Source organism: Paenibacillus typhae, assembly GCF_900099765.1.
Classification (GTDB): domain Bacteria; phylum Bacillota; class Bacilli; order Paenibacillales; family Paenibacillaceae; genus Paenibacillus_AQ; species Paenibacillus_AQ typhae.
In genome coordinates this window covers 1-16886 of sequence record NZ_FNDX01000007.1, presented here as the reverse complement: position 1 = coordinate 16886, position 16886 = coordinate 1, and the positions used below count along the sequence as shown (strand labels likewise).

The following is a 16886-nucleotide window of genomic DNA, read 5'->3' as shown; positions in this document are numbered from 1 at the left end:
GAGGTGCGACCCTTGTTCAAAGATTTATTTCAGAAAAAACGGAAGTACGCGACTATTCCTTCAGAACGTCTGGAGCGGAGCGGCGGACCGGCGGAAGGCGAACGCCCGAAGCGGGAGATTCCCGAAGGGCTCATGAGCAAGTGCAGTAAATGCGGTACGATCCAGTACAGCAAGGAGCTGGAGAAGAATCTGAAGGTATGCCCGGCCTGCGGCCATCATATGCGGCTGAACGCGCTGGAGCGGATCGCTATGACGCTTGATCCTGAGAACTTTATCGAGTTTGACAGCGAGCTGTCGTCAGTGGACCCGCTGCAGTTCCCGGGCTATGCCTCGAAGCTTGAGCAGCAGCGCTCCAAAACCGGACAAGTTGAGGCTGTGGTGACCGGCCAGGGCAGCATCGGCGGCCATCCTGTTATTGTTGCAGTGATGAATTTTGAATTTTTCTCAGGCAGCATGGGCTCTGCAGTCGGGGAGAAAATTACCCGTGCGGTGGAAGAAGCGACGGAGAAGAGACTCCCGCTGCTGATTTTCTCCACCTCCGGCGGAGCGCGTATGCAGGAGAGTATCCTCAGCCTGATGCAGATGGCCAAGACAAGCGCGGCTCTGGCCCGTTTTGGCGAGTCCGGAGGATTATATATTTCGGTCATTACTGACCCGACTACCGGCGGTGTATCCGCGAGCTTTGCGAGCCTTGGCGATATTATTATTGCCGAGCCCGGTGCCGTGTTCGGCTTCGCCGGGAGAATCGTCATTGAGCAGACGATCCGCCAGAAGCTGCCGGATGATTTCCAGACGGCTGAATTCAACCTTCAGCACGGCCAGCTTGACCTGGTGGTGCACCGTAAGGAAATGCGGTCTACGCTCACCAGGATTTTGGAGCTGCATGATGTGAAAGGGGGATTTTAGGTTGGCGGGAGAGTTGCCTTTTGAAATGCCTCTGGTAGAAATGCGCAAGAAGATTGCCGAGCTGAAGCAGTTCGGTGAAGAGAAGGGCATTGATTTTACGGATGAAATCATCCGGCTTGAAGAACGTTACCGCGTGCTTGCGGATGAAATTTACAGCAATATTTCCGCCTCCCAGAAGATGCATCTGGCCCGGCATCACGGACGTCCGACCTCGCTTGATCTGATCGGGCTGATTTTTACGGATTTCCTGGAGCTGCACGGCGACCGCCTGTTCGGGGATGATCTGGCCGTTGTCGGCGGCATTGCGAAGCTGAACGGTCTTCCGGTTACGGTAATCGGACAGCAGCGCGGCAAGGATACGAAAGATAATATCCAGCGCTTTTTCGGCAGCGCGCACCCGGAGGGGTTCCGCAAGGCTATGCGGCTGATGAAGCAGGCGGAGAAATTCCGCCGTCCGATCATTACCTTTATCGATACCAAGGGAGCTTACCCGGGGAATACGGCGGAGGAACGCGGGCAGTCTGAAGCCATTGCGCGCAGTCTCTATGAGATGTCCCAGCTGGCTGTGCCGGTCATCTGTGTCGTCATCGGCGAGGGCGGAAGCGGCGGGGCTCTGGCTTTGGCCGTGGGCAACCGTGTCCTGATGCTGGAGCATGCCATCTATTCGGCGATCTCGCCGAACGGTGCAGCCTCCATTCTGTGGAAGGATGCCTCCAAGGCGGAGCAGGCTGCTGAAGCGATGAAGATTACCGCAGCGGATCTGCTAGGGATGGAAGTCATCGAGGAGATTGTCCCGGAACCGCGGGGCGGCGCGCATCAGGATTATGAGACTGCTGCAGCCAACATCAAGGAGGCCCTGTGGCGCCATTTGCAGGAACTGTCCAGTCTGGATGCTGCAGAGCTCAAGGAGGACCGTTACCGCAAATTCCGCAAAATCGGCGAGTTTGCCGAAGGTGCCCAAGAGTCTCTATTGCCCGAAGAAGAAGTCCAAAGCGTAGAGTAGAGTAACGGTTTCATTTGCACTTTCACACATATGGAAGTTATTTCCGGTCTGGGACCCCAGAAGAGTGTGATATACATTTGTTTCCAGATAAATCATCCCGCAGCGTTTGCGGGATGATTTTTATTTTGGTGACAGAATGCGTAAATTCGACGTAAATTTACAGAGGAAACACGCTGGAACATTGATTTTGTGTCCAAGTTGCAGTAATATTCATTAGGGCGTAGTAAAAGGTGCATGTGATATAGTTCCTATACAAACATTAAGCCTTATAGTAGATTTTGTAGTTGGAAAAAGTGAGACAGAGAGAACGAAAAAACGGAGGAAAACCTAATGCGGAAAAGTAAAATTGTATGTACGATCGGACCTGCAAGTGAATCGTTGGAGAACATCAAAAAATTGATTTTGGCTGGTATGAATGTAGCCCGTCTGAACTTCTCCCACGGCGACTATGAAGAGCACGGCAACCGGATCAAAACGATTCGTCAGGCTTCCCAGGAACTGGGCAAGACCGTTGCTATCCTGCTTGACACCAAAGGACCAGAAATTCGTACAGGCAAGCTGGAAGTAGAACCGATTGAACTGGTTCAGGACGAGTACCTGACATTGACTACGGAAGAAATCCTTGGCGATCAAAACCGTATCTCTATCACTTACAGCGACCTTCCAAACGACGTTTCGGTTGGATCAACAATTCTGATCGATGACGGTCTTATCGGACTTACAGTTGTAGACATTCAAGGCACTGAAATCAAGACCCGTATTGTTAACGGCGGTACAATCAAGAGCAAAAAAGGCGTTAACGTACCGGGAGTTTCCATCTCCCTGCCGGGTATTACGGAAAAAGACACCAACGACATCATTTTCGGGATCGGACAGGACATCGATTTTATCGCCGCTTCCTTCGTTCGCAAAGCCAGCGACGTTCTGGAAATCCGTTCACTGCTTGAGAAGCACAATGCTTCCCACATCCAGATCATCTCCAAGATCGAAAACCAGGAAGGCGTCGACAACCTTGATGAAATCCTGGCAGTATCTGACGGTCTGATGGTTGCCCGCGGTGACCTCGGCGTAGAAATTCCTGCTGAAGATGTGCCTCTGGCTCAAAAGCTGATGATCAAAAAATGTAACATTGCCGGCAAGCCGGTAATCACAGCTACCCAAATGCTGGATTCCATGCAGCGCAACCCGCGTCCTACCCGCGCTGAAGCGAGTGACGTAGCTAACGCTATCTTCGACGGTACTGATGCAATCATGCTGTCCGGTGAAACAGCTGCCGGGAAATATCCGGTAGAATCCGTACTGACCATGTCCCGCATTGCCGAGAAAGCGGAATCTGCCCTGAACCACCGTGAAATCTTCATGAAGCAGCAGATCGCGCAAGAAACCACTGTTACTGAAGCTATCAGCCAATCCGTAGCGATCTCCGCTCTGGACCTGAACGCTAAAGCTATTCTTTCTTCGACTGTAACCGGCCACACAGCACGCGTGGTTTCCAAATACCGTCCTAAATCCCAGATCATCGCTGTTACGACTCAGGAAAGAACGATGCGTCAGCTGGCTCTGGTATGGGGCGTAACTCCGGTATTCGGCAAAGAAGCTACTTCTACTGACGAACTGCTGGCTACTGCACTGCAAGGCGGTAAAGCTTCCGGTCTGGTAAAAGCAGGCGATCTCGTTGTGATCACTGCCGGCATCCCGCTGGGACGCTCCGGTTCCACCAACCTCGTGAAAGTGGATACGATTCCTGCCGACTAAGACAGGCTTCAGTTCCATAACGGATAAAAGACATAAGCAAAAAAGCAATGGTGTAATCCGCCATTGCTTTTTTGCTTGATATCACGGCTTTGAATGATTATATTTGATTGAGGGTTTTTTGAGAGCGCTTGTTGCTTTGGTGCGGATAAAAACAGGTCTTTTCAGGTAAGCTTGTGACAGACCTTTAGGATATAGACGTTTTACTGTAAATGCATCGCCCTTGACATTGGGACTCGAAGGTATGGCGACTGTAACCTTGTTCTGGATCATGATGCCGCCGTTTGCCGGCTTAAGCCTGGGGCTAATCCCGTTGACCCTACAGCAGCGGAACCGCACAGATGAGGTACGGGCAAGATCGGCGACGGTTCCCCCGACCTGAGGTGCCTCCATGATCCACTCGGCAGAGGATTGCGGTCCATTGTAGCGCTGGACCGTCCGAAAGGTCCAGCGCTTGCTCAGATTGCACAGCCGGATGCACCATTTGCGGGGGCCGAGCTTTACGATGCTTGCCCGGATCAGATCTCCCGGGGACACGGGAAGCGGAATGACGGTCTCAGCATCGGGGAGAATCTCCCACCAGGCATAATAATGAACGGTTCCGTTCATGGATTCGTGGCCGGTGCCGGTCTGAATCAGACTGCTGTTTTTGAAGCCGTCGATTCCGATCCAGGCCGAAGAATAAGTAGGCTTAGCCGTAGGTTTTACGTAGGGGACTGTCCACTCGGCCGAGATCCGCCGGAAGGCGCCTTTCTTGCCGGTAATGGCATATCCGCTCCAGTTGCTTGACGTCCAGCCGAAGCCGGTATTCCGGGTCCGGCCTGTATTGGATTTGTCAGCTAGACAGGGCCGGCTGCGCTGAAATCTATGAACTGTGCTCACTTGTCCACCGCCTTTTATAAGGTTCTGCTCTATCTAATGCAGTGGAGTCTCGTAAAGTATGGGTTATCTGTTAAAAAGGAATGGAGAGGACTACTAGCACCTATGGATAAACTAATGAAGCTGCGCGGCTTCTATCTTTTTTTGGGATTGGCGGGGGGCTCCTTCGGCTCCTATCTGACCCTGCTGCTGAAGAATAACGGCATGGCTGTCAGCCAGATCGGTATGATGATGGCGGCCGGTACGCTGATAGCCATTTGTATTCAACCGGTGTGGGGCCTGATTGCTGACAGGTACAACCAGGCGCGTCTTGTGCTGATTCTGAGTGTGGCCGTACCTGCAGTGCTGGCAGGCTTTTACCGGTTCGACTATTTCATCGTTATGCTGCTGATCTACACGGTGTCTACCATCTTCTCGGCTACACAGGCGCCTATCGCCGATTCTTACGCCATTGCAGCGGCGAACAAGGCCGGGTCATCCTACGGCAGCATCCGGATGATGATGAGCATAGGGGCGGCCGTAGGGGCCTATGCGGGCGGGCAGTACATTGAGCTGTTTTCGGTATCTACCATCTGGCTGCCCTTTCTGCTTCTGAGCTCGGTAGCCGTAATATTTGCTCTGACACTGCCGAGACAGGCGGAAGAAAACCATATGATGAGCCAATCCTTTTCACAGGGTGTGAAGCAGCTGCTCAGCAACCGGATTTTTCTCGCTTTTCTCGGCGGATGCTTTCTGGTGAACCAGACGATGACTGCATTCGGCACTTATTTTGTAGTGGCTTTTCAGTCGGTGGGGGGTTCGGCGAGCTACGCCGGAATTGCCCTGTTTATCGCTTCTTTTACCAATGTGCCTTCCATGCTCTATGCCTCAAAGGTTATCCGCAAGCTGGGGCGTGAACGCACGCTGCTGATCGGAGCGCTTATTTATGTGCTGCGCTGGGGCATCCAGGTGGCTTTTCCGTATCCTTCGGTCATGGTCGGAGTGCAGGTTCTGCATGGCCTTTCCTTTGGACTTTTCTATATTGCTGCGGTTGAATATGTATCCCAGATTACATCGTCAGAAATTCAGGCGACCGGCCAAAGCGTCTTTAACATTGTCTTCTCCGGGTTTGCGGGAATTCTCGGCAATCTGCTGAACGGCCTGCTGCTTAGTGAAGGGGGTGTCGGGCTGATGAATCTGGCCTGTATGCTGAGTGCTGCTGTCGGATCGCTGCTGCTGCTCTATGTGGCCAGAAGCTCGCGCCGCAAGGTGCAGCTGCCGGTGTCTTCGAACGGCCTGAGCCTGTGAGTTCAGGTTTCAGGCTGCAGCTGTGTCTGCCATTGACAACTGAAAGGGGCGATTTATTATGAAATCACGTGAGCCGGTGCCGGCCAGCCGCTGGTACAGCACCGCATTCCGCGTAAGATATCAGGAGACGGACCAGATGGGCGTGGTATACCATGCCAACTATCTGAGCTGGTTTGAGAGCGGGCGGACTGAAATGTTCCGCGGGCTTGGCTTTGCCTACCGCTCGCTTGAGGAAATGGGCGTAATGCTTCCCGTGACTGCGGCAGATTTGCAATTTAAAAGTCCGGCGCGCTATGATGATCTTATCGCCGTGTATGCGCGGCTCAGCGTCTTTTCGCCTCTGAGGGTGGTATACGAATATGAAATCCGCCGGCTGGCGGACGTCACTGGCAGCGGTGCCGGCTACAGTTCCGGATCCGGTGCTGCGTCTGGTCCGGCGGATGCGCCGCTTGCGGGCGAGCTTCTCGTCAGCGGTTCAACCTCTCATATCTGGCTGAACAAGGACTGGAAGCCGGTAAGGCTGGACCGGGCGCTGCCCGAGCTGTACAATGCCATTACCGGGGCGCTGAGGGAAGAAGGAGGAACATAATGATTAGAAGCAAATGGCTGTGGGCTGCTATGTTTGTAATCCCGGCCGTGGAATTATTCGGGTTTATTTATGTGGCGGGTTTTATCGGTGCGCCCAAAACACTGCTCATCATGGTCGTTACATCGGTAATCGGCTTTTTGATGATGCAATTTGAAGGCAAAAAGGTGCTGCAGGACAGCAAGGTGCAAATGCAGGAAGGCAAGGTGCCTGGACGGACTATGCTGGACGGACTTTGTATCTTTTTCGGCGGCCTGATGCTGATCCTGCCCGGCTTCGTTACGGATATAATCGGTTTTTCACTGGTGTTTCCGCTGACCCGGCCGCTTTACCGGGTTTTTCTGCTGAAATGGATTGAGAAAAAGATGAAAAACGGCACCTTCACTTTTTACCGGAGGTAAGGCGAAGCTGCCGTTTGGTATGGATAGATAGCATGGCTAGTTGAACCTGGTTTAAACTAGTTCAAATTTGTTCAGGTTTGTTGCAGCGTCTTTGTCCGCAATATGCGGCGGGGGCGCTTTTGTTTTTAGGGGGGGAAAGGGTGGTGCTGGTGCGAGGAGCGGGTGAGTGCGAAAACACTGTTAGCCATTTCTGTTCCGGAGGACACAGATACATGCTCGGGGTGGAGTAAACAAGGTCATTGGTGGACAGTGTGGCAAAGCTAAGTGTTATCTCAAGAATATCTGAACAACACCTGAACAACACCTGAACAACACCTGAACAACACCTGAACAACACCTGAACAACACCTGAACAACACCTGAACAACACCTGAACAACACCTGAACAATGGACGTTTCTCCAATACCGGACGTACCGAAGCATACTGAAGAGCACGGACAATCCTGTATAGCATCCGGACAATCCTGAATAGTACCGGGGTTAATCTAAAGAGCGCCCGGATAGACCTGAATAGTACCGGGGTTAATGCTAAAGAGCGCCAGACAATCCTGTAGAGTACCCAGACAATTCTAAAAAGTACTAGGCCAATGTGAAGAGCACCCAGCAATACTGAATAGCACGACCAATCCTAAGTAGCACAATACGATTATAGCACCGGATAAACCTGAAAAGTACCGCAAAACGCAGGCTAAACAAATGTGTGACTGATGGATTAATAGTGTATGCAAATGACCGGTGGTTACTGCTGTTGAAAAAGTAATCAGGCAGCGGGCTAACGGACCGAGGCGACCTTATTTGATGTGTATGAGGCACTCTGCAAAGCTAACGGACCGTAGAGGCCTTATTACCTCTGAAATTGCTGTTTTTGCTTCAAATATCTGCAAATAAAGGCTCTGGAGTCCGTTAGCTTGCTCAAAACCCGATTATGACGAAAATAAGGTCATCTGTGTCCGTAAGGCCCAAACACCAAGCCAAATCAGAGTCAAAAATGACTCTGCTCTGGCCGCAGGCAGCCGGAACGAGCCAGTGAGAGTCAAAAATGCCTCTGATCTGACCGCAGGCAGCCGGAACGAGCCCATGAGAGTCAAAAATGCCTCTGCTCTGGTCGCAGGCAGCCGGAACGGCCAAATCAGAGTCAAAAATGCCTCTGATCCGGCCCCCGCGTGGCCTTCCAGCGGAACCACCGCCGCCGCATCTACCTCGCACCACAGGCGGCTAATGCAATTTGCCGCTCATGATGTAGCTGTGCAGCGCCCGGAAGACGCCGGCGCGGCTGAAAGCGCCAAGTACGACCAGCACGACCGGGCCGATCAGGATGCCGAGCATGCCGAACAGCTGGAGTCCGGCGAACACGCCAATCAGCATGGAGAGCGGGTCTACGCCGATGCTGCTGGCCAGCACCTTCGGCTCCAGCACCTGCCGGGTGATGAGGATAATGCCGTATAGCACCAGCAGGCCGATTGCGAACGCCAGATTGCCTGTCATATAGGAGTACAGCGCCCAGGGAAGCATGATGATGCCTACACCGAGGTAAGGGATGGTATCGATCAGGCCGATGGTGAGTCCGATTACAAAGGCAGAATTGACGCCAAGCAGCAGGAGGCCGATGATGACAATGAATGCGGTGACGGATATAAGCACTGCCTGGGCCCGTAAATAGCCGACCAGCGCTTTGCGCAGATCATTCCAAATGTTAGTCACCGGGCGGAGCAGGGGGGCGGGCAGCAGCCCGGTCAGCCTGGCGTTATGGCGCTCCCAGCCGGTACTGAGGAAAAAGGCGGCCAGCACAATGACAATCAGAATCGAGCCGAGGCTCGGCAGCGCCGACACCAGCTTTAGAATCATATTGAAAAATCCGGTTATCAGCTCCGTAATAAACTGGCCGACGGTTTCCGTAGTCCGGCTAATATTACTGTCAATAGTATCGTGGTAACCGGGGTTATCGTGGTAAAACTGGTTAATCTGGTTAATAATATTTTGAATGCTGGCATTGCGGCTGAGTGAGAGCAGCAGTTCACGCCATTCATCCGTATGGAGGTCGAAGGTCTGGAGCAGCACGATAAGCTCTTTGACAAGACGGGTAATCAGTGCTGTCAATACCAGTGCCGTTCCCCCTATATAAAAGAGCAATGACACCACCACAGCCAGCCAGCCAGGCAGCTTGAGGCCCTTGAGAATCAGCACCAGCGGATGAATGAGATAGGCCAGCAGCCAGGCGAGCAGCAGCGGATAGATTAGAGGCAGCAGTATATATACGGCCAGCAGCAGGCCTGCACCGGCTAATACGACCCACAGGCCGCGCAGCACTTTTTTGACTAAAGGCGAATCCATTGCCAAACCTCCCGTCGGACTCATTTCCGGCTGAATACCAGCTCGTCTAATGTATATTCAGCTGACAGATTCGCAGACTATGAATTACGGTGAAATGAGACAGAACCTTGAAAACAGGACATTACATATACACTGAAAGCGCAATCATGAAACAATGAAGCGGAATGTTTTTTTCTATCCCTCCGATAAAATCATTTGATGCCACACAAAGCTTCCACGTTGTTCACATAACCGTCAAAATCCGGTATGATAATTAAAGCTTCTGTTTCGAAAGTTAGTTGCAATCCCCGGAAGGGGTATTACCGCCTATTTTTTCATGATTTTTATCTTTCAAATTGTAAATGTTTTCATGATGTCAGGAACGGCTTGTACACCCTCGTTGGCAAAGGAGAGATATACTATGACAGCTACTAAAGGCCTGGAAGGCATCGTCGCCACGACCTCCTCGATCAGCTCGATTGTGGATGGCGTACTCACTTACCGCGGATACGATATTGATGATCTGGCGGCAAACGCGACATTTGAAGAGACTGCTTATTTGCTGTGGTTCGGCAATCTGCCGACAACTCCGGAGCTGCAGGCTCTGCAGCGTGACCTCAGCGCCTTTGCGCAGGTTCCGGATGAGGTCATTGCCCAGATGAAGCTTTATCCCAAGGACACGAACACGATGGCCGCGCTGCGTACCGCCGTATCCAGCCTCGCGCTGTACGATGAAGCCGCCGATGATATGAGCCGTGAAGCCAATGAGATAAAAGCAGTGAAGCTGCAGGCGCAGATCCCTACCCTTGTAGCAGCGCTGGCACGCATCCGCAAGGGCCTCGAGCCGGTAGCCCCCAAAGAAGGCGTTACGATCGCCGAGAATTTCCTGTATATGCTCTGGGGCAGACAGCCTGATATTGTGTCCGTCAAAGCACTGGATGCGGCGCTTGTGCTGCATGCCGACCATGAGCTGAATGCGTCCACCTTTGCCAGCCGGGTGACTGTGGCTACACTTTCCGATATTTATTCCGGTGTAACCTCGGCCATCGGGGCACTGAAAGGCCCGCTGCACGGCGGCGCGAATGAGGCGGTCATGAAGATGCTGGAGGAAATCGGCAGTCTGGATGCTGTGGAGCCGTATATCAACGGCAAGCTTGAGCGGCGTGAGAAGATTATGGGCTTCGGACACCGCGTTTACAAGAACGGCGATCCGCGCGCCAAGCACCTGATGAGGATGTCCCAGGAGCTTGGAACCATGAAGAATGATACTACACTCTATGATATGTCCGTGAAGATTGAAGAGCTGATCACCGGGCAAAAAGGTCTGAAGCCGAACGTTGACTTCTACTCGGCCTCTGTATATACGCAGCTGGGCATTGAGCGCGAGCTGTTCACCCCGATCTTTGCGATCAGCCGCACTTCAGGCTGGACTGCACATATTCTGGAGCAGTACGAGGACAACCGCATTATCCGTCCGCGTGCAGAATATACGGGAATGCTTGAACAGAAATATGTACCTGTAGACGAGAGATAAGAAGGGGACTTGCAGGCTGCAGCGCCCCTTAGTAGAATTAGAGCTAGTACTTTGCTGTAACGGTGAACCCGGCAGACGTATTCTGAAGCGCCCTGTCTCTTGGCGGGCGAAGGTTTTATGGAAGGCGTCTGCCGCTACTATACTTTTTTAGGAGGAATCCCCACACATGTTGAAACTGGAGAAATATGATCTGCCGACTGAAGGCGAACAAATTACGATTGAAGATGGCAAGCTGGTGGTTCCTGCTAATCCGATTATTCCGTTTATCGAAGGCGACGGCACAGGACGCGATATTTGGAAAGCTTCCAAACGGGTGCTGGATGCTGCTGTTGAGAAAGCGTACGGCGGGGAGAAAAAGCTTGCCTGGTACGAAGTATTTGCCGGCGAGAAGGCCTTCAATACATATGGTGAATGGCTGCCGAATGATACGCTGGAAGCAATCCGTGAGTATATCGTAGCGATCAAGGGACCGCTGACAACGCCAATCGGTGGCGGTATCCGTTCCCTGAACGTGGCGCTGCGCCAGGAGCTGGACCTGTATGTGTGTCTGCGTCCTGTACGTTATTTTGACGGTGTGCCTTCACCGGTGAAGCATCCGGAGCTTGTGGATATGGTTATTTTCCGTGAGAACACAGAGGATATTTATGCCGGCATCGAGTATAAAGAGGGCTCTGAAGAAGTGAAGAAAGTGATCGAATTCCTTCAGAAGGAAATGGGCGTTAACAAAATCCGCTTCCCGGAAACCTCCGGTATCGGTATCAAGCCGGTATCCTCCGAGGGTTCTAAGCGCCTGGTGCGCTCTGCAGTTGAATATGCAATCAAACACGGGCGCAAGAGCGTTACCCTGGTGCATAAGGGCAACATCATGAAATTTACAGAAGGCGCGTTTAAGAACTGGGGCTACGAAGTGGCTGAGCAGGAGTTCGGCGACAAAGTATTCACCTGGAACCAGTACGATCTGATTAAAGAAAAGGATGGCGAAGCAGCGGCGAATGCAGCACAGAACGAAGCGGTCGCTGCCGGCAAAATCATCATCAAGGACGCTATTGCAGACATCGCGCTGCAGCAGGTGCTGACACGCCCGACAGACTTCGATGTGATCGCTACACTGAATCTGAACGGGGACTACCTGTCTGATGCGCTGGCCGCACAGATCGGCGGTATCGGCATCGCGCCGGGAGCCAACATTAACTATGTGACCGGACATGCGATCTTTGAAGCAACCCACGGCACGGCGCCTAAGTACGCTGACAAGGACGTTGTTAATCCGGGTTCCGTTATCCTTTCCGGTGTTATGCTGCTTGAGCATCTCGGCTGGCAGGAAGCGGCGGATCTGATCTACAAGGGCATGAGCACCGCGATCAATAACAAGACGGTAACGTATGACTTTGCCCGTCAAATGGAAGGCGCAACAGAGCTGAAATGCTCCGCCTTTGCTGACGAAATTATCAAAAATCTGTAAGCTGTAAGATGAAGTGCTCGGGCCGGAGGAAGCTGCATGCTTCCGAGGCCCGTTTTGTGCGAGAAGGGCTATAAATAAAAATTAATATAAAATTCAGGAGGTCTACCATTGGCTATCAAACGTTATAAAATCACGGTCGTGGGTGCCGGATTTACCGGAGCGACTACGGCGTTAATGCTTGCCCAAAAGGAGCTCGGCAATGTCGTTCTGCTGGATATCCCGCAGCTGGAGAACCCGACCAAAGGGAAGGCGCTGGACATGCTGGAAGCGGGTCCGGTCCAGAAATTTGACAGCCAGATCACCGGAACCTCCGATTTCGAAGACGCGGCCGATTCAGATATCGTTATTATTACTGCCGGTATTGCCCGCAAGCCGGGAATGAGCCGCGATGATCTGGTGAATACCAATGCTTCGATTGTGAAGTCCGTATGCGAGAACGTCAAACGTGTCGCTCCTGAGTCCATTGTCATTATCCTTAGCAATCCGGTTGATGCGATGACCTATGTGGCTTATAACGCCCTGGAATTCCCGAAAAACCGTGTGATCGGACAATCCGGGGTACTGGATACTGCCCGCTATTGCACCTTTATCGCCCAGGAGCTTAACGTTTCCGTAGAGGATGTGCGCGGCTTCGTCCTCGGCGGACACGGAGACGATATGGTTCCGCTTGTACGTTATTCCAGTGTGGGCGGCATTCCGGTGGACAAGCTGATTCCGGAGGAGCGCATTGCCGAGATCGTGCAGCGTACCCGGGTAGGCGGCGGAGAGATCGTCAGCCTGCTCGGGAACGGCAGCGCCTACTATGCTCCGGCAGCTTCCCTGGTACAGATGACTGAAGCGATCCTCAAGGATAAGAAACGGATTATACCGGTTATCGCCCTGCTTGAAGGTGAATACGGCTATGACAGCCTGTTCATGGGAGTACCTGTGCTGCTGGGCGCAAACGGCATTGAGAAGATTTATGAGCTGGAGCTCACAGCAGAAGAGCAGGCGGCACTGGACAAGTCAGCTGATTCCGTACGGGCCGTCACATCTGCAGTCAATGTCTGACCCTTGTAACCCGGCAAGACCCGTTTGATCTTATACTAAGAATGGGCTTTCTTTTCTTATGCGGCAGAGTAAGTTATAATTAAAATGTAACTTATATCACAGCAACTTTCAGAGGAGGTAAGGGATGGACCGTTTTCTGTATTTCTTACATATGATCGGGACCCTGGCGCTTGGCTTCTATCTGGTACTGCCGTTTATTCTGAGTGGGGCACAGAAGCTATCGGCTCCGGCCAAAGAAGGCACGCTCAGCGCAATTACCGGCTTCAACCGTTTCGCCCAGTACGGGCTGGTCATTCAGCTGCTGACAGGCGGTTACATGATGAGCCAGGACGATTACTCGGTGGCCTGGATGGTTGTAGTGGTTCTGCTGCTTTTGGCCATGTTTGCGCTCGGAGGAATCATGGGTAAGCCATTGCGTCTGGCGGCTGCCGGAATCCGCGAGAACCGTGATGTATCATCCTACACAGCCAAGCTGCGGACGTTGAGCCTGCTGCTCATGGTTGTCCTGATCGCCATGATCTTCTTCATGGTATACCGACGGATTATTTAACAGATGAACCGGGATTGCCCCGGCGGCTGCGGCTGCCGGGGCAATTTTGCGTGCATATATAGACTGCACCCTATAGTGATGAATACAGGACTTTAGCCAAAGAAGTCATATCCATATTCCATTTAATGGTTTAAAATAACTCTGGCTGGAAGCGGTTTGTCAGGCCGCAGATCAGGCTTGGTATTTTTATGGGGGGGATATAATGAATTTCAAAAGAGCAATGAGCTTAGGTTTAAGCCTGTGTCTTGTTCTAGGTATTGTATGGGGAGCAGGGTCTGTTTCAGCTGCGCAGAGCAATGATTATGAAGGACACTGGGCACAGAAGCAGATTGAAAAGTGGTTGCAGCAAGGCTATCTGAAGGGCTTAGGAGATGGTTCAGTGAGGCCGGATGAGGCTATTACACGAGCGGAATTTGTTGCGCTGACTAATCGGATGTGGGGCATTACGGCGGGGAAACCGGCAGAATTCAGTGACCTGCCGGAGTCGAGCTGGGCATATGCTGAATTTTCAAAGGCGATGTCAGCAGGTTATATCGAGGGATATGAAGGAAAGGTACGTCCAAACGGGCTGATTACCCGTCAGGAGGCAGCTGTTATTATCAGCAGGCTTTTGTTATTGGAGGATCCTTCTTCGGCTGAAGTGCTATCTGTTTTTACAGACTACAACGAGATCGCCGACTGGAGTAAGCTTAAGGTTGCCGCAATGGTGAATATCGATGCGATGAAGGGTTATCCTGACGGCAGCTTCAGGCCGAATCAGCCTATGACCAGAGCAGAGTCGATAACACTTCTGGATATTTTCAATACAGTATCTTGTGGAATTGGAGATTTGACAGTAACTGGCCCAGGAGAAGTCGGGGGCTGCAGCCCATCTGAAATTAAGACATTCAGGAATGTTACAGTCTCTGCTCCCGATGTTATTTTGAAGAACATGATTGTAAAAGGTGACCTGCTGCTTGACAGCAGCACTGGGAAAGGTGAAATTACGCTCAATAATGTAGCCGTAGAAGGAAAGCTCATTGTTCAGGGGGCTGAAACTGCACTTAAGCTGCAAAAGAGTTCAGTAAGCTTACTCAATGTGAATCCAGGTGCGGCGGCTTTCAAGGTGGAGCTTGGCGAAGGTACAGTTATAGCCCGTGTGATACTGGATGCGGCTTCGGTATTTACGGGCCCGGGTACAGTGCAGTCAGTAACAGTGAATGATGGAGGTAAGGGCTCGTCTTTTACCGTGAAGCCCTTGGAGGTAAAAGGCAGCCAGAAGAATTCGATTGTAATAAACGGAGTATCCCATTCTGCAGGTCTCCCGCTCCTTAGCGGTATTGTTATAACACAAGGAGAAGAATACAGATATACAAATGCCGGCTCTGCTCAGCTTAGCCTTGAGGGTCTGCCGTCAGATATTGCCGCTGCAGCTCACCGTCCCGGTTACTATTTCAGCAAGGGTGCTGAACCGGCTCCCGATTTGACTAATCCTAATATTCTGATGCTGCCGCCATCATCGCAAAGGTATTCGTTTCCCGTACAGCTGGAGCATAGCCGGGATTACATGACTATTATTTTGTATGATATTAATAGCAAGCCTCTGGGCTATCAAGTAATCAAGCTGGATTTGGACGAGGCACAGGTAACCCTAAATGAGCCTGTCACCCGGTTTAATGAGGGAGTGACAATCACCCGTGAATTCAAAAGCAATGCTATTACAGACCGGATCGACATAAATGCAGGCTTTGCCGCCGCACATCCAGAGCTGAAATATTATACTTTTACTTCAAACACTTACTTTGATTACATATCTGAAGGAGCCAAATCGTTCACTGTCAAAGATGTATCCTCCAAAATACAGCTGTTAAACAGGCTCACGGATGTTATGTACAGCGTACCGCTTGAGAGTCTCGCCAGATCTGCTGTGCATGCCAATATAGCTTCTGACTTCCGCGAAAATTATATGATTGTTTTTTATGACAAGGATTTCAATGTAAAAGGATATTATGAGTCTCCGGCAATTGTTACTGATCAGCAGGCTGCAGATACAGTGGCTTATTTAATCAACCAGCTGCCTGCAGTGAGCGCCGTTACCCTGAATAATGAGCAGGCTGTGAACTGGGCTTATAAGCGTTATTCAGGTCTGACAGAAGCGCAAAAGAAGCTGCTTGATGAAGCAGCTGCCGCCAAAATTATTGCTTTAAAATCTGCCGTCGAGCAGTTGAAAAAGAAGCCGTAACTGGAACTAAAGCTGCAGAACAAGACCAAGAAGACCGCTGCTTCTAGAAGGGCGGTCTTTTTGACATATAGAAACAACTCGTTTATATCAGCTCAGCCATTGTGAACACACCGCTCCGTTCAAATTCAGCCAAAATTCCCGCAGGCAGCAGCTCCTGAAGCTCGGTCCGGGTACACCATTTATAGGCAGCATGCTCCTCAGAGAGCTGGACGGCATTTTCTCCGCTCCTGCAGAGGTAAGTGATAATCACAACCTGTCTGCCGGGGTCGGTCAGAAAAGAGGCAGCATACAAAACCTCCCCGACCGTGACTTTAAGCCCTGTCTCCTCGGCGATCTCACGCTCCAGCGCAGCCTCAAGCCCTTCTCCAAATTCAATTTTGCCTCCCGGGCATTCCCAGCTTCCCGCTCCGATCACATCAGCCGCAGCACGCTGGACAATCAGGATTGTTCCCTGATGCATAACGACACCCTTGACAGCTACGATAATGCCCCGTGAATTTCTGGTCATGACTCTTGCGCCTCCTTTTACACTGTTCCTACGTCAGCCCCTTATCACCCTGATTCATTATATCCGCAGATCGGGCAGGCAAGGACTAAATTTTTTGTTTGGGCGTGCCCAGAGGCACGCATTATCTAGTTGGTGCAAGTCCAACCAAGAGAGGGGCCAAGCCACTCTTGTAGCTAGGATGCTTGCGCATGGCGAAATCTGTGTGTAAAAGCGCATCGACAAAAGTACCGGTCAGAGACCGGGCGAGCAACAACCCAGGCCGCAACATCAAGTGAATCCTGCCGCGTCGTCAAAAAGGCCCTGCAAAGGGGAAAAGAGGGAGCCGAGTCTCGCTAAACTGGACGAAGGCCATGGAAGCTGTAAAGAACTTGGTACAACAGCGAAGAACCCTCCGGCGTAGAGGGAACGGCATGGTTTGAAAGATAATGCAGTGAAC

14 protein-coding genes are annotated in these 16886 nt (G+C 51.7%); 11 read left to right on the top strand and 3 right to left on the bottom strand.

What is annotated here, in order from left to right; all coding sequences use genetic code 11:
• Nucleotides 1–12: 12 nt before the first annotated feature.
• The 3 genes from accD (at nt 13) to pyk (ending at nt 3664) form a co-directional block, all read left to right on the top strand.
• Complete coding sequence (gene accD / locus BLR64_RS08325; RefSeq protein WP_090713682.1) at nt 13–906, top strand: acetyl-CoA carboxylase, carboxyltransferase subunit beta; 894 nt, start codon at nt 13–15, stop codon at nt 904–906.
• Between the two features lies 1 nt (nt 907).
• Nucleotides 908–1909, top strand: coding sequence for an acetyl-CoA carboxylase carboxyltransferase subunit alpha (locus BLR64_RS08320; protein WP_090713681.1), 1002 nt, complete (start codon nt 908–910; stop codon nt 1907–1909).
• A 330-nt stretch (nt 1910–2239) separates the two neighbouring features.
• The gene (gene pyk / locus BLR64_RS08315) at nt 2240–3664 is read left to right on the top strand and encodes a pyruvate kinase (protein ID WP_090713680.1); all 1425 of its coding nucleotides are present in this window, start codon (nt 2240–2242) and stop codon (nt 3662–3664) included.
• Between the two features lie 81 nt (nt 3665–3745).
• Here pyk and BLR64_RS08310 read toward each other — a convergent pair whose 3' ends face one another.
• A complete protein-coding gene (locus BLR64_RS08310; RefSeq protein ID WP_090713679.1) occupies nt 3746–4543 on the bottom strand; it encodes a G1 family glutamic endopeptidase in 798 nt (265 codons plus the stop codon).
• 102 nt (nt 4544–4645) lie between these two features.
• Here BLR64_RS08310 and BLR64_RS08305 point away from each other — a divergent pair, with 102 nt between their 5' ends.
• Genes BLR64_RS08305 through BLR64_RS08295 form a run of 3 tightly spaced genes read left to right on the top strand, consistent with a single transcriptional unit; the run spans nt 4646 to nt 6814 of the window.
• Nucleotides 4646–5827, top strand: a complete 1182-nt coding sequence (locus tag BLR64_RS08305; protein WP_090713678.1) for an MFS transporter — start codon at nt 4646–4648, stop codon at nt 5825–5827.
• Nucleotides 5828–5885: 58 nt separating this feature from the next.
• Nucleotides 5886–6416, top strand: a complete 531-nt coding sequence (locus BLR64_RS08300) for an acyl-CoA thioesterase (protein WP_090713677.1) — start codon at nt 5886–5888, stop codon at nt 6414–6416.
• Nucleotides 6416–6814, top strand: a complete 399-nt coding sequence (locus BLR64_RS08295) for an FxsA family protein (RefSeq protein ID WP_068729664.1) — start codon at nt 6416–6418, stop codon at nt 6812–6814. Before BLR64_RS08300 ends, BLR64_RS08295 begins: the two co-directional genes overlap by 1 nt.
• Nucleotides 6815–8030: 1216 nt before the next feature.
• Here the strand turns inward: BLR64_RS08295 and ytvI are convergent.
• The gene (gene ytvI / locus BLR64_RS08290) at nt 8031–9146 is read right to left on the bottom strand and encodes a sporulation integral membrane protein YtvI (protein WP_090713676.1); all 1116 of its coding nucleotides are present in this window, start codon (nt 9144–9146) and stop codon (nt 8031–8033) included.
• A 400-nt stretch (nt 9147–9546) separates the two neighbouring features.
• Between ytvI and citZ the strand changes: the two genes are divergently transcribed.
• The 5 genes from citZ to BLR64_RS08265 all read left to right on the top strand — a co-directional run bounded on the left by citZ (nt 9547) and on the right by BLR64_RS08265 (nt 15942).
• Nucleotides 9547–10659 (top strand): citrate synthase, encoded by a 1113-nt coding sequence (gene citZ, locus BLR64_RS08285; protein WP_090713675.1) that lies wholly within the window; start codon nt 9547–9549, stop codon nt 10657–10659.
• Nucleotides 10660–10825: 166 nt separating this feature from the next.
• Nucleotides 10826–12121: an NADP-dependent isocitrate dehydrogenase gene (gene icd / locus BLR64_RS08280; RefSeq protein WP_090713674.1), complete on the top strand. Its 1296-nt coding sequence runs from the start codon at nt 10826–10828 to the stop codon at nt 12119–12121.
• Between the two features lie 108 nt (nt 12122–12229).
• Nucleotides 12230–13171, top strand: a complete 942-nt coding sequence (mdh, locus tag BLR64_RS08275) for a malate dehydrogenase (RefSeq protein WP_090713673.1) — start codon at nt 12230–12232, stop codon at nt 13169–13171.
• Nucleotides 13172–13295: 124 nt separating this feature from the next.
• Nucleotides 13296–13721: a hypothetical protein gene (locus BLR64_RS08270; RefSeq protein WP_068729675.1), complete on the top strand. Its 426-nt coding sequence runs from the start codon at nt 13296–13298 to the stop codon at nt 13719–13721.
• 202 nt (nt 13722–13923) lie between these two features.
• Complete coding sequence (locus tag BLR64_RS08265; RefSeq protein WP_090713672.1) at nt 13924–15942, top strand: S-layer homology domain-containing protein; 2019 nt, start codon at nt 13924–13926, stop codon at nt 15940–15942.
• Nucleotides 15943–16024: 82 nt separating this feature from the next.
• Here the strand turns inward: BLR64_RS08265 and BLR64_RS08260 are convergent, their stop codons facing one another.
• The gene (locus BLR64_RS08260) at nt 16025–16450 is read right to left on the bottom strand and encodes an NUDIX hydrolase (RefSeq protein WP_090713671.1); all 426 of its coding nucleotides are present in this window, start codon (nt 16448–16450) and stop codon (nt 16025–16027) included.
• Nucleotides 16451–16886 lie beyond the last annotated feature (436 nt).

What these genes read in the sequence shown, in the direction of transcription:
- pyk (WP_090713680.1), top strand. Translation starts at nt 2,240, where the DNA reads ATGCGGAAAAGTAAAATTGTATGTACGATCGGACCTGCAAGTGAATCG.
- BLR64_RS08265 (WP_090713672.1), top strand. Translation starts at nt 13,924, where the DNA reads ATGAATTTCAAAAGAGCAATGAGCTTAGGTTTAAGCCTGTGTCTTGTT.
- BLR64_RS08260 (WP_090713671.1), bottom strand. Translation starts at nt 16,450, where the DNA reads ATGACCAGAAATTCACGGGGCATTATCGTAGCTGTCAAGGGTGTCGTT.
- citZ (WP_090713675.1), top strand. Translation starts at nt 9,547, where the DNA reads ATGACAGCTACTAAAGGCCTGGAAGGCATCGTCGCCACGACCTCCTCG.
- ytvI (WP_090713676.1), bottom strand. Translation starts at nt 9,146, where the DNA reads ATGGATTCGCCTTTAGTCAAAAAAGTGCTGCGCGGCCTGTGGGTCGTA.
- BLR64_RS08305 (WP_090713678.1), top strand. Translation starts at nt 4,646, where the DNA reads ATGGATAAACTAATGAAGCTGCGCGGCTTCTATCTTTTTTTGGGATTG.
- icd (WP_090713674.1), top strand. Translation starts at nt 10,826, where the DNA reads ATGTTGAAACTGGAGAAATATGATCTGCCGACTGAAGGCGAACAAATT.
- BLR64_RS08270 (WP_068729675.1), top strand. Translation starts at nt 13,296, where the DNA reads ATGGACCGTTTTCTGTATTTCTTACATATGATCGGGACCCTGGCGCTT.
- BLR64_RS08295 (WP_068729664.1), top strand. Translation starts at nt 6,416, where the DNA reads ATGATTAGAAGCAAATGGCTGTGGGCTGCTATGTTTGTAATCCCGGCC.
- BLR64_RS08300 (WP_090713677.1), top strand. Translation starts at nt 5,886, where the DNA reads ATGAAATCACGTGAGCCGGTGCCGGCCAGCCGCTGGTACAGCACCGCA.